The sequence below is a fragment of the Pseudomonas sp. EA_35y_Pfl2_R111 genome, assembly GCF_963970955.1.
GTDB lineage: Bacteria > Pseudomonadota > Gammaproteobacteria > Pseudomonadales > Pseudomonadaceae > Aquipseudomonas.
Genome location: NZ_CAXAOM010000002.1, coordinates 669,625 through 681,422 on the forward strand (window position 1 = coordinate 669,625; position 11,798 = coordinate 681,422).

The 11,798-nt window shown below is 59.5% G+C and carries 11 protein-coding genes and 1 pseudogene; 6 read left to right on the forward strand and 6 right to left on the reverse strand.

Features of this window, described 5'->3' with window-relative positions:
- Window positions 1-26: 26 nt before the first annotated feature.
- On the reverse strand, window positions 27-956 hold the full coding sequence (locus AACY25_RS11730; RefSeq protein WP_339411883.1) for an electron transfer flavoprotein subunit alpha/FixB family protein: 930 nt from the start codon (window positions 954-956) through the stop codon (window positions 27-29).
- A complete protein-coding gene (locus AACY25_RS11735) occupies window positions 957-1,706 on the reverse strand; it encodes an electron transfer flavoprotein subunit beta/FixA family protein (protein ID WP_339411884.1) in 750 nt (249 codons plus the stop codon). It abuts the gene before it with no gap.
- Window positions 1,707-2,026: 320 nt separating this feature from the next.
- Here AACY25_RS11735 and AACY25_RS11740 point away from each other — a divergent pair, with 320 nt between their 5' ends.
- Window positions 2,027-3,691: an electron transfer flavoprotein-ubiquinone oxidoreductase gene (locus AACY25_RS11740; RefSeq protein WP_339524696.1), complete on the forward strand. Its 1,665-nt coding sequence runs from the start codon at window positions 2,027-2,029 to the stop codon at window positions 3,689-3,691.
- 151 nt (window positions 3,692-3,842) lie between these two features.
- Here the strand turns inward: AACY25_RS11740 and AACY25_RS11745 are convergent, their stop codons facing one another.
- The gene (locus AACY25_RS11745) at window positions 3,843-4,412 is read right to left on the reverse strand and encodes a DUF1285 domain-containing protein (protein WP_339524698.1); all 570 of its coding nucleotides are present in this window, start codon (window positions 4,410-4,412) and stop codon (window positions 3,843-3,845) included.
- 2 nt (window positions 4,413-4,414) lie between these two features.
- Window positions 4,415-5,017, reverse strand: coding sequence for a DUF4823 domain-containing protein (locus AACY25_RS11750; RefSeq protein WP_339524699.1), 603 nt, complete (start codon window positions 5,015-5,017; stop codon window positions 4,415-4,417).
- Window positions 5,018-5,164: 147 nt separating this feature from the next.
- Between AACY25_RS11750 and AACY25_RS11755 the strand changes: the two genes are divergently transcribed.
- The 3 genes from AACY25_RS11755 (at window position 5,165) to AACY25_RS11765 (ending at window position 8,679) form a co-directional block, all read left to right on the forward strand.
- Entirely contained in the window at window positions 5,165-5,836 is a 672-nt protein-coding gene (locus AACY25_RS11755) for a COG3650 family protein (RefSeq protein WP_339524701.1), read from the forward strand.
- A gap of 82 nt (window positions 5,837-5,918) precedes the next feature.
- Window positions 5,919-6,926, forward strand: coding sequence for a type I glyceraldehyde-3-phosphate dehydrogenase (gene gap, locus AACY25_RS11760; protein ID WP_339524702.1), 1,008 nt, complete (start codon window positions 5,919-5,921; stop codon window positions 6,924-6,926).
- A 136-nt stretch (window positions 6,927-7,062) separates the two neighbouring features.
- A complete protein-coding gene (locus AACY25_RS11765; protein WP_339524703.1) occupies window positions 7,063-8,679 on the forward strand; it encodes an NAD(P)/FAD-dependent oxidoreductase in 1,617 nt (538 codons plus the stop codon).
- A gap of 30 nt (window positions 8,680-8,709) precedes the next feature.
- Here AACY25_RS11765 and AACY25_RS11770 read toward each other — a convergent pair whose 3' ends face one another.
- Complete coding sequence (locus AACY25_RS11770) at window positions 8,710-9,633, reverse strand: LysR family transcriptional regulator (RefSeq protein WP_339524704.1); 924 nt, start codon at window positions 9,631-9,633, stop codon at window positions 8,710-8,712.
- A 143-nt stretch (window positions 9,634-9,776) separates the two neighbouring features.
- On the opposite strand from AACY25_RS11770, the gene AACY25_RS11775 reads away from it, so the two are divergent.
- Both AACY25_RS11775 and AACY25_RS11780 read left to right on the forward strand, forming a co-directional pair.
- Window positions 9,777-10,529 (forward strand): 3-oxoacyl-ACP reductase family protein, encoded by a 753-nt coding sequence (locus AACY25_RS11775; RefSeq protein ID WP_339524705.1) that lies wholly within the window; start codon window positions 9,777-9,779, stop codon window positions 10,527-10,529.
- 50 nt (window positions 10,530-10,579) lie between these two features.
- A pseudogene (locus AACY25_RS11780) lies at window positions 10,580-10,828 on the forward strand (FAD-dependent protein); the annotation flags it as partial.
- Window positions 10,829-10,856: 28 nt separating this feature from the next.
- On the opposite strand, the gene AACY25_RS11785 reads toward AACY25_RS11780, so the two are convergent.
- Window positions 10,857-11,717 (reverse strand): OmpA family protein, encoded by an 861-nt coding sequence (locus tag AACY25_RS11785; RefSeq protein ID WP_339524706.1) that lies wholly within the window; start codon window positions 11,715-11,717, stop codon window positions 10,857-10,859.
- Between the last annotated feature and the right edge of the window lie 81 nt (window positions 11,718-11,798).

Below are 11,798 nucleotides of genomic sequence, written 5' to 3' on the forward strand. Positions count from 1 at the left end.
GTTTTTTCTGCACTAGGGAAACCGGCTTAGACCAGTTTTTCCAGTTCAGGTACTGCTTCGAACAGGTCAGCAACCAGGCCGTAATCGGCAACCTGAAAGATCGGCGCTTCTTCGTCCTTGTTGATCGCAACGATCACCTTGGAGTCTTTCATACCAGCCAGGTGCTGGATCGCGCCGGAGATACCGACGGCGATGTACAGCTGTGGCGCAACGATTTTGCCGGTCTGACCGACCTGCATGTCGTTCGGTACGAAACCTGCGTCAACTGCGGCGCGCGAGGCACCTACAGCAGCGCCCAGTTTGTCGGCCAGAGCGTACAGGTGTTTGAAGTTGTCACCGTTCTGCATGCCACGGCCGCCGGAAACGACGATCTTGGCAGCGGTCAGTTCAGGACGATCGGACTTGGCCAGTTCTTCACCAACGAAAGCCGATTTGCCAGCGTCAGCTGCGCCGCCAACTGCTTCAACAGCAGCAGAGCCACCTTCAGCAGCAACCGGATCAAAACCCGTGCTACGCACGGTGATGACTTTAACGGCAGCGGAAGATTGCACGGTGGCGATAGCGTTACCGGCATAGATCGGACGCTTGAAAGTGTCAGCGCTTTCAACAGCGATGATTTCCGAGATCTGATCAACGTCCAGCGCAGCGGCAACGCGCGGCAGAATGTTCTTACCGTTGCTGGTAGCAGCAGCCAGAATGTGGCTGTAGCCCTTGCCCAGCTCAGCTACCAGCGGCGCGACGTTTTCCGGCAGCTGGTGAGTGAAAGCGGCGTTGTCAGCAACCAGCACCTTGGCCACGCCAGCAATTTTGCCAGCAGCTTCGGCAGCAGCGCCGCAAGCGGAGCCTGCAACCAGAACGTGGATGTCACCACCGATCTTCGCAGCAGCTGCAACAGTGTTCAGCGTGGCTGGAGCCAGGGCGGCATTGGTGTGTTCAGCGATAACCAGGATAGTCATTTAGATTACCTTCGCCTCGTTCTTCAATTTCTCGACCAGTTCAGCCACGGACTTGACCTTGATGCCGGCACTGCGGGTAGCAGGCGCTTCGACTTTCAGAGTTTTGACGGTGGATGCGGTAGAAACGCCCAGATCGGCCGGAGTAACAGTTTCCAGCGGCTTTTTCTTGGCTTTCATGATGTTCGGCAGCGACGCATAACGCGGCTCATTGAGGCGCAGGTCGGTGGTCACGATAGCTGGCAGGCTCAGAGCAACGGTCTGTAGACCGCCGTCGATCTCGCGGGTTACGTTGACCTTGTCGCCAGCTACTTCAACCTTGGAGGCGAAGGTGCCCTGACCGAAACCAGTCAGTGCGCCGAGCATCTGGCCGGTCTGGTTGTTGTCGCTGTCGATGGCCTGTTTGCCCATGATCACCAACTGCGGCTGCTCTTTGTCGACCACTGCCTTAAGCAGTTTGGCCACAGCCAGGGAGTTCAGTTCGTCACCGGACTCAACCAGGATGGCACGGTCAGCACCCAGCGCCAGCGCGGTACGCAGCTGCTCTTGAGCAGTGGCCGGGCCGATGGTTACGACAACGATCTCGCTCGCCACGCCTTTCTCTTTCAGGCGTACAGCTTCTTCCACGGCGATTTCGCAGAAAGGGTTCATCGACATCTTGACGTTGGCAAGATCAACGCCGCTGTTGTCCGCTTTGACGCGAACTTTGACGTTGTAGTCGACCACTCGTTTGACAGCTACAAGAACCTTCATGGATTCCTCGTTACTCTCCGGTGAATAAGAATGTCGCCAGAAGCGAACATGGCGGGAACTACAGACCGGCCGGAACCGGGAGTCGACCAATAACGGCAGACACAAAACCGCCCGTATCTTGACCGCACGACCTAGACTGGTCAATACAACGAACCGGCCAATCGTCAGCGATGTAGTAAGATTCTAACAGCCCTACAGAAAATTCAAACAAACGTTTGTATTGGCCCATCCGAAGGGTCTGGATATAATGCGCCAGCATCGCTCATGGAACGAGCTCGATCGCCAAATAAAATTAGAGAGCCCTGAGTAGGAGATTGCCTGTGGAACGCGAATTTATGGAATTCGACGTCGTCGTCGTCGGCGCCGGCCCTGCTGGTTTGTCCGCCGCCTGCCGACTGAAGCAGAAAGCCGCCGAAGCCGGCAAAGAAATCAGCGTCTGCGTGGTCGAAAAAGGCTCCGAAGTCGGCGCACACATTCTTTCCGGTGCGGTGTTCGAGCCGCGTGCATTGAATGAGCTGTTCCCAGACTGGAAAGAGCTCGGCGCCCCGCTGAACACTCCGGTCAAGCGCGATGACATCTACGTGCTCAGCAATGCCGAGAAGGCCACCAAGGTTCCGGACTTCTTTGTGCCCAAGACCATGCACAACCATGGCAACTACATCATTTCCCTGGGCAACCTGTGCCGCTGGCTGGCGCAGCAGGCGGAAAACCTCGGCGTAGAAATCTACCCAGGCTTCGCCGCTCAGGAAGCGCTGATCAACGCAGAAGGCGCGGTCTACGGCATTCTTACTGGCGACCTGGGTGTTGACCGTGAAGGTCACCCGAAAGAGGGTTACTACACCCCAGGCATGGAACTGCGTGCCAAGTACACCCTGTTCGCCGAAGGCTGCCGCGGCCATATCGGCAAGCAGCTGATCAAGAAATTCGACCTCGACTCCGAAGCCGACGCCCAGCATTACGGCATCGGCATCAAGGAAATCTGGGACATCGACCCGGCCAAGCACGAACAAGGCCTGGTGGTGCACACCGCTGGCTGGCCGCTGGATATCGTTGCCAGCGAAAACACTGGCGGCTCTTTCCTCTATCACCTGGAAAACAACCAAGTAGTAGTTGGCCTGATCGTCGACCTGTCGTACAGCAACCCGCACCTGTCGCCATTCGATGAGTTCCAGCGCTACAAGCACCATCCGGTAGTCGCCCAGTACCTGGAAGGCGGTAAACGCGTTTCTTACGGCGCACGTGCCATCTGCAAAGGTGGCCTCAACTCGCTGCCGAAGATGGTTTTCAACGGTGGCGCCCTGATCGGCTGCGACCTCGGCACCCTGAACTTCGCCAAGATCAAGGGCAGCCACACCGCCATGAAGTCCGGCATGCTCGCTGCGGACGCCGTGGCTGACGCGCTGTTTGCAGGCAAGGAAGGCGGCGACCAGCTGACCGGTTATGTCGACGCATTCAAGGCCAGCTGGCTGTACGACGAGCTGTTCCGCAGCCGTAACTTCGGCCCAGCGCTGCACAAGTTCGGCCCACTGGTTGGCGGCGGCTTCAACTGGCTCGACCAGAACATCTTCGGCGGCAAGATCCCCTTCACCCTGCATGATACCAAGCCGGATTACGCCTGCCTGAAGCTGGCTGCAGATGCGCCGAAGATCAGCTACCCGAAACCCGACGGCAAACTTAGCTTCGACAAGCTCAGCTCGGTATTCCTCTCCAACACCAACCATGAAGAGGAACAACCCTGCCACCTGAAGCTCGCCGACCCGAGCATTCCGCTGGGCAAGAACCTGCCGCTGTACGACGAACCGGCGCAGCGCTACTGCCCGGCGGGCGTGTACGAGATCGTGACCCTGGAGGACGGCGAGAAGAAGTTCCAGATCAACGCGCAGAACTGCGTGCACTGCAAAACCTGTGACATCAAGGACCCAGCCCAGAACATCAACTGGGTGGCACCTGAAGGTACGGGCGGGCCTAACTACCCCAATATGTAAGGCACAAAAAAGGCTCCCTCGGGAGCCTTTTTCTTTGGCTGACGATCAGGCAAAGAACACTTGCCCTTCATACAGCTCACACTTGCTGCAATCCGGGATCAATCTTGAAACCGACCAGCGAGTCCATGGATTTCATCCAGGCGACGTGCAGTTATTCTGGTTGCGGGCCAATGGGGAAGAACTCACCACTGCTCCACACACCCAGCCAGGCTTTGCCATCAATCTCGCGCGGCACCGCCAGCTCGACCAGCTGATAGAACACATTGCGGTGAATTAGCGCCTCAAGATTGCTGCGCACATGCACATAGGGTGCGGGCTCTTCGGTCACGGCATCCAGTTCGACCCGCAGCGGATGCTCACTGCCGGCAACCAGCTCATCCTCGACATTGGTGATGAAACGCAGCACTTGCGTCTCACCTTCACCTTCAACCTGCAGGCTGACTGCGACAAAGGGTGCGTCATCGACCTGAATGCCGACCATCTCCACCGGCGTCACCAGCACGTATTTATCGCCATCGCGACGAATGATGGTGGAGAACAACTTGACCATCGGTTTGCGGCCAATCGGCGTGCCTAGGTAGTACCAGGTGCCGTCGCGGGCGATGCGCATGTCGATATCCCCGCAGAACGCCGGGTTCCACAGGTGCACCGGCGGCAAGCCCTTGCCTTCCCCTTTGGGTATCTGCGCCAGCAAATCGCCGGCTTTGCCTGTATCAGTCATCATTAATGTCCCAAGCCCAACAAACGCCGCGCGTAATCCTGCAGCGCCGGACCAATCAGGTCCTCCGGTTTTGCATCATAGAGGGTCAGCAAGCCTCCGCGGCCACGAATGCGCGCGGTATCGACCAAATAGCGGGTATTGGTCTCGATCAGCATCAGCTGGATCACTCCGCGATCAGTACCCAGGCGATCCAGCGCCTCCTGGTCCTCCCACTCCTCCACCGTACCGATACGGTCATCGGCATAGGCAAAGCGGCTGTATAACAGATAGTGCGCCCCGGCTTCGCGGGCCTCGGCCAACGACTCCTCCAACCCTAGCGGCGCCTTGGCACGACGCACCATGGGGAAATATTCGATAAAGCCCTTGTAGGCTTCCTCAGCCACCACATTGGGCCGCGGGTAGGCATCACCCGGCGGCACGAAATGCCCTTGGGCAATATAAATAAAGGAATCAGCCTGCAGGCGCCAAGGGCTGGCGCGACGCGTCTGGCTATGATCAAGCACGCCCACATCACGCAGTTGATAGATTGCCTCATCCGCCAGATCACTGGCCTTCATACAGCCGCCCAGCAGCAACACGCTCATTATCAGCAACAGACTACGCATCATGTCTCTCCCGCTGCCGGTGACAAGAAACCGGCGGATAGCGCCTAGATGCAGATTTCACGCCACCCTGCCAACATGTAGCGGCGTACCCTTGTGATACGCCAGGGGCCTGGGTAACGTGAGCGCACTTTTCAGGAGTGCCCCACGATGCGTTTCAGCCGCCCTTTTTGCTTTGCCTTGTTGCCACTGCTCGCCAGTTGCCAGGTGTTTACCGACAAACCCGCCGAGCCTGCAATCGAGCAGACGCGCATGCAGGGCGAGCTCAGCCTGAACGCGGGCCAGTTGCTGTTTCGCCCCTGCCAGGAACAACGTCAATTTATCCTCAAGGACGACAGCGCGGCCGGGCTAACCAGCGAGGCCAGCACGCTGTTCGCTGACGGCCATAACACGCTCTATGTCGATATGCGCGGCCAACTACAGGCCAATGAGCAGAAAGGTGTCGATGGCCAGTTCGTGCCGAACCAGGTGTACCGCGTACAGGCTGAAGGTCATGGCTGTACAGATATCAACTTCGCCCGCACCATCCTGCGCGCCAGCGGCCATGAACCGGACTGGAATATCGCGGTAAGCAATCAGGGGCTGATCCTCAATCGCCCAGGCAAAGAGCCACAGGCGCTGCCGTACCTGGAAGAGCAATTGCCCGAAGGTCGCCTCAACCTCAGCAGCGAAGCCAACGGCCAACGCCTAGACCTGTGGATCGCCCGCCAGCGCTGTGTCGATGGCATGAGTGGCGCAGTACAGCATTTGAGCGCCGAGTTGCGCCTTAATGGGGAAATCCTGCGTGGTTGCGCTTACCTAGGCGGCGCACGTAACGATTAGTAATCAGCTGGCTGACACGGATCAGCCGACTGGCAGACGATTGACCTAAGCTGAAAGGGAAGTCAGCCAAAGGGATATCGTTATGCTGCGCATTGCTATCAATGGATATGGACGTATCGGTCGCTGCCTGGTGCGCGCGTTGTTCGAGCGCAAACTGGAGCAGCAGATCCACCTCACCGCGATCAATGACCTGGGTGAGCAAAGCACCCTCGCCCACCTCACCCGCTTCGACTCCACCTTCGGCCGCTTTCCTGGAGATATCAGCCTGGACGGCGATACCTTGTTGGTAAACGGCCACCCGATCCAGCTGCTGCGTGAACGCGAAGTAGCCAATCTACCCTGGCGTGAGCATGCGGTGGATCTGGTGCTCGAATGCACCGGCAAGCTGAAGAAGCGCGACCAAGTCGAACAACACATCAGCGCCGGCAGCCCGCGCGTGCTGCTCTCGCACCCGCTGGACAGCGCCGACCTGACCGTGGTTTACGGCGTCAACCACCAGCTGCTGGGCGATCAGCAGATCGTTTCCAACGCCTCCTGCACCACCAACTGCCTGGCGCCGATGGCCAAGGTGCTGCACGAAGCCGTGGGCATTCGCCAGGGCCTGGTCAACACCATCCACTCCTACACCAATGACCAGAACCTGCTGGACAAGACCCACAGCGACCTCTACCGCGCCCGCGCCGCCGCGCTGTCGATGATCCCCACCAGCACCGGCGCGGCCAAGGCCATTGGCCTGGTTATGCCGGAGCTGATCGGTCGTCTGGATGGGCTGTCGATACGCGTACCGACGCCCAACGTGTCACTGGTCGATCTGACCTTTACCAGCGAACGCCCAACCAGCCGCGAAGCGATCAATGCCGCGCTGCAGGCCGGTGCCTTGCAGTTGCCGCCTGGGGTGATGGAGTGCAACGAGCTGGCGCTGGTGTCCAGCGACTTCAACGGTTACCCGGTGTCCTGCGTGGTCGACCTCAGCCACACCCGCGTGCAGGGTGATCTGGTCAAAGTGCTGGCCTGGTATGACAACGAGTGGGCCTTCGCCAACCGCATGCTCGATGTGATGCTGGCCTGGGTTAACCCTGAGACGCGCTAGCATTCAGGGTTGAGGCTGCCACATGACGGGCCGCTGCCATTTATCGGCGGCGGCCTTTAGCCACAGATCAGGCGTATAATCGCCGCCTTTTAAAAGCTGCCGGGTTGCCTCCGGCCCTGAAAGTGGATCGTTCCTCATGCTTCGTATCACCGAACTCAAGCTGCCCCTCGATCATCCCGACGAGGCCCTGCGCCCGGCCATCGTCCAGCGTCTGGGGGTTGCCGACAGCGAGCTGCTCGACTTCAGTCTGTTCAAGCGCAGCTACGATGCGCGCAAAAAATCCACTGAGATGCACTTCATCTACACCATCGACTGCGAGCTGCGCGATGAAGCGGCGCTGCTGGCCACGTTCAGCGATGACCGGCATATCAGCGTCACCCCGGATACCGCCTACAAACCCGTCGGCATGGCGCCGGAGAACCTCGCAGAGCGTCCGCTGGTAGTCGGCTTTGGCCCCTGCGGGATTTTCGCCGCGCTGATTCTCGCCCAGGCCGGACTCAAGCCTATCGTGCTGGAGCGCGGCACCGAAGTGCGTCAGCGCACCAAAGACACCTGGGGGCTGTGGCGCAAGAACGTGCTCAACCCGGAGTCCAACGTGCAGTTCGGCGAAGGCGGTGCCGGTACGTTCTCCGACGGCAAGCTGTACAGCCAGATCAAGGACCCCAAGCATTACGGACGCAAGGTGCTGCAGGAGTTCGTCAAGGCCGGCGCGCCTGATGAAATCCTCTACGTCAGCAAGCCGCACATCGGCACCTTCCGCCTCACCGGCGTGGTTGCCACCATGCGGGAAGAGATCAAGGCGCTAGGCGGCGAAGTTCGCTTTCAGCAGCGCGTCAGCGATGTGCTGATCGAGGATGGCCAGCTCAAAGGCGTGGTGCTCGACAGCGGCGAGCAGATTCTCAGCCGCCAGGTGATCCTGGCCCTTGGCCACAGCTCGCGTGACACCTTCCGCATGCTGCACAAACGCGAAGTCTTCATGGAAGCCAAGCCATTTTCGGTGGGCTTTCGTATCGAGCACCCGCAAGGCCTGATTGACCGTGCGCGCCTGGGCAAATACGCAGGACATCCCAAGCTCGGTGCTGCGGATTACAAACTGGTGCACCACGCGAAGAACGGCCGCTCGGTCTACAGCTTCTGCATGTGTCCGGGCGGCACCGTGGTCGCCGCCACCTCGGAGCCGAACCGCGTGGTGACCAACGGCATGAGCCAGTACTCGCGCAATGAGCGCAATGCCAACGCAGGCATCGTGGTCGGCATCACCCCGGAGCAGGATTATCCGGGCGGCCCGCTGGCTGGGGTGGAGCTGCAAGAGCAGCTGGAGTCGCAGGCCTATCTGCTCGGCGGCAGCACCTACGAAGCGCCAGGGCAACTGGTTGGCGACTTTATCGCCGGCACGCCATCGACTGAGCTGGGCAGCGTCGAACCATCCTACAAACCTGGGATCAAGCTGGGCGACCTGGCTTTGGCCCTGCCGGACTTTGCCATCGAAGCCATCCGCGAAGCCCTGCCGGCTTTCGGCAAGCAGATCAAAGGTTTCGACCTGCATGATGCGGTGCTCACCGGCATCGAAACCCGCACCTCCTCGCCGCTGCGCATCACCCGTGGCGCAGATATGCAGAGCCTTAACGTGCGCGGCTTGTACCCGGCCGGTGAAGGAGCGGGTTACGCCGGCGGTATTCTGTCGGCAGGTGTCGATGGTATTCGCGTGGCCGAAGCGCTGATCAAGGACATGCTGGGGATTGCCGAAGCCTGAAAGCAAACGCCGCCCAAGGCAACGTGACGCTCACAGCGCTGACAAGCGCTTTTCCAGCCCCTGTTGCTGGAATTGCTCGCGGACAAAATCGATAAATACGCGAGTCTTTTGCGGCAACAGTTTTTGCCCGACGAAATAGATCGAAAGGGCTCCCGCATCCACATGCCAGTCCGGTAATACCCGTTGCACGGTGCCTCGGCGCAGGTATATCTGGGCATGGCCGGTGCTGACCAAGGCAATGCCCAGCCCGCTCTCGGCGGCAGCGCAGGCGGCTTCGGGGTCGCTGAAGGTCATCCGGGTTTGCATCTCTGCGGAAGCCAACAGGCCCTCGCGGTTGCGCAAGGCCCATGGGCGCACACGACCGGTTTGCGGTGAGCGAATCAAGATGCCGGCGTGCTGAGGTAGATCCGCGGGTGAATCCAAGCGCGGAGCCTGCTCCAGGTACTGTGGTGCCGCCAATAATATGCGGTGGGCTGGTGCCAGCTCACGCGCCACCACACCTTGGGGAATATCAAAGCCACCGCCAATGGCGGCATCAAAGCCTTCGGCAATCAGGTCTACCTGGCGGTTATCAAAGTGCCAGTCCGGCACGATGCGCGGATAACGCCGTAGAAACTCCACCAGCAGCGGCACCATGTACTCACGGCCGAACGACAGGCCCATGCTCACCTTCAGAACACCTGCCGGCTGGCTGCGCAGGCTGGTGAGATTCTCCATCGCCAGTTGCAGAGTACTCAGGCCACCCGCCGCTTCGGCCAGAAAGTGCTCGCCGGCCTCGGTAAGACTCAGCTTGCGCGTACTCCGCTGAAACAGTCGCACATCCAGGCTAGCCTCTAGCCGCGCCACATTCTTCCCGACCGCAGCCGGCGTCAGCCCCAGACGCCGCGAGGCCTCGGCAAAGCTGCCGGACTGGGCGCTGCGAATAAAACATTCGATGCAATTAAGCGTGTCCATAGGCTATTCCCCCGCGAGTATTCGATAGCATTCGGATCGAAAGCATATACGCATTACAGGCTTATTAGAAAACAATCCGAGGCAGATACTCACTCCAACACCAAGAAGTACCCACACACTCACTTACTTGTATGGAGATCGACATGACTCACAACACCTCTTCCCTCAGCGGCAAAGTAGCTTTTATTCAAGGCGGTTCCCGTGGCATTGGCGCCGCTATCGCCAAACGTCTGGCTCGTGACGGTGCTGCGGTTGCCCTGACCTACAGCCAGAGCGCCCAGCATGCCGAAACACTGGTGAAGGAAATCCAGGCCGCCGGCGGCAAAGCCCTCGCCATTAAAGCCGACAGCGCGAGCGAAAGCGCCATTCGCGGCGCCATTCAGCAAACCCTGAGCACCTTCGGTCAACTGGATATTCTGGTGAACAACGCCGGTGTACTGGCCATCGCCCCAATCGAAGAAATGAGCATCGAAGATATCGACCGCACGCTTTCGATCAACGTGCGCAGCGTGGTAATCGCCAGTCAGGAAGCGTCCAAACACCTTAACGACGGTGGCCGTATAATCAACATCGGCAGCACCAATGCCGAGCGCATGCCCTTCGCCGGTGGCGCGGTATATGCCATGAGCAAGGCCGCACTGGTGGGTTTGACCAAGGGCCTGGCCCGCGACCTGGGCAGCCGTGGTATCACGGTGAACAACCTGCAACCGGGCCCGGTGGACACCGAGATGAACCCAGAAAACGGCGAGTTTGCTGACAGCCTGAAGCAATTGATGGCCATCAACCGTTACGGTCGCGCCGAAGAAATTGCCAGTTTCGTGGCTTATCTGGCGGGTCCGGAAGCAGGCTATATCACAGGTTCAAGCCTGATGATTGATGGTGGTTTTTCCGCCTGACACCCCAACCTGCTCACAACTCCGGCGGCCAAGGCAGCCGGAGTTTCACGCCATCGACCGCGCTGGACAGTGTCGAGCCATCCTACAAACCAGGGATCAAGCTAAACGACCTGGCCCTGGCGCTACCGGATTTCGCCATCGAGGCCATCCGCGAAGCCCTGCCAGCCTTTGGCAGACAGATCAAAGGCTTCGATTTGCACGACGCGGTGCTGACTGGCATCGAAACCCACACTTCCTCTCCGCTGCGCATCACCCTTGGCACAGATATGCAGAGCCTCAACGTGTTCAGGCTTTACCCACCAACTCAGACGCTGCAGATGCTGTCGGCTACTGCTTAACCAACTCGACCCGACGATTTTTAGCCCGCCCTTCTTCACTGCGATTATCCGCCACCGGTCGTTCCTGCCCGAAACCTGCAGCCGTCAGCCGCTGCGCATCGATACCGGCGGCGACAATGGCGTTCATCACACTCTGCGCACGCTGTTCGGACAACAGCTTGTTGGCCTCGGCCTGGCCCTGGCTGTCGGTATGGCCTTCGATGGCCAGACGCAAAGCAGGCGCAGCTTTCAGCATGCTGACAATCTCCGCTACCGTGGCCTGGCCATCGGCCTTGAGCTCGGCTTTGCCCGTGTCGAAGTTGATATACAGGGCGATAAAGCCGTTGCGGTTGAGTTCATCGAGCAACTGGTTGGCGCTCACTACTTGCTGCATGGCCGCCACTTCGACGATCACCAGCTTGTAGCTCTGGGTCGGTGCACTGAAGATTTCCGGTTCCAGGCGCACCCACACATCCTTACCGCCGGTCGTGACCTTCAGCGTGGTTTCGCCGCCGTCGCCATCCTGCGGCAGACGCTCGTAAACCACCTCACCACCGATCGACTTGATAGCGTTCTGGTAGTTGCGCAGCAGCTGCAGCGGGCTCGGCTGGTTGTCTACCACGTTGTGGAAATAGCGAATCTGCGTGGCATCGCCTTCCACGGTCTGGCGCTGCGGCACGCCGTCCTGAGTGCCGGTGGCGAACTGAGCGGCGTTGTAGTTCTGCTCGTATTCGACGATATGCGAGTTCGGGTAGCGGGACAGCAGCGGATGGTCCTTCGACCCCGCCGTATCATCGGCAGCCAGCGCCGGTACGCTCAGCCAAACGGCTGACCACAACAACATGTGCAAGCAGCTGCGCACAGTTCCCATGGCATTTCTCCTGCTGCATTCGGGGCGCGGTGTACGCCCACCCACAGCAGTGACTCTAGACCAGCACGGCTGACCCGGCGG

Bases quoted from the DNA above. Each gene is read 5' to 3' on its own strand.
- AACY25_RS11730 (WP_339411883.1), bottom strand. From the start codon at position 956: ATGACTATCCTGGTTATCGCTGAACACACCAATGCCGCCCTGGCTCCA.
- AACY25_RS11735 (WP_339411884.1), bottom strand. From the start codon at position 1,706: ATGAAGGTTCTTGTAGCTGTCAAACGAGTGGTCGACTACAACGTCAAA.
- AACY25_RS11745 (WP_339524698.1), bottom strand. From the start codon at position 4,412: ATGACTGATACAGGCAAAGCCGGCGATTTGCTGGCGCAGATACCCAAA.
- AACY25_RS11750 (WP_339524699.1), bottom strand. From the start codon at position 5,017: ATGCGTAGTCTGTTGCTGATAATGAGCGTGTTGCTGCTGGGCGGCTGT.
- AACY25_RS11755 (WP_339524701.1), top strand. From the start codon at position 5,165: ATGCGTTTCAGCCGCCCTTTTTGCTTTGCCTTGTTGCCACTGCTCGCC.
- gap (WP_339524702.1), top strand. From the start codon at position 5,919: ATGCTGCGCATTGCTATCAATGGATATGGACGTATCGGTCGCTGCCTG.
- AACY25_RS11765 (WP_339524703.1), top strand. From the start codon at position 7,063: ATGCTTCGTATCACCGAACTCAAGCTGCCCCTCGATCATCCCGACGAG.
- AACY25_RS11770 (WP_339524704.1), bottom strand. From the start codon at position 9,633: ATGGACACGCTTAATTGCATCGAATGTTTTATTCGCAGCGCCCAGTCC.
- AACY25_RS11775 (WP_339524705.1), top strand. From the start codon at position 9,777: ATGACTCACAACACCTCTTCCCTCAGCGGCAAAGTAGCTTTTATTCAA.
- AACY25_RS11785 (WP_339524706.1), bottom strand. From the start codon at position 11,717: ATGGGAACTGTGCGCAGCTGCTTGCACATGTTGTTGTGGTCAGCCGTT.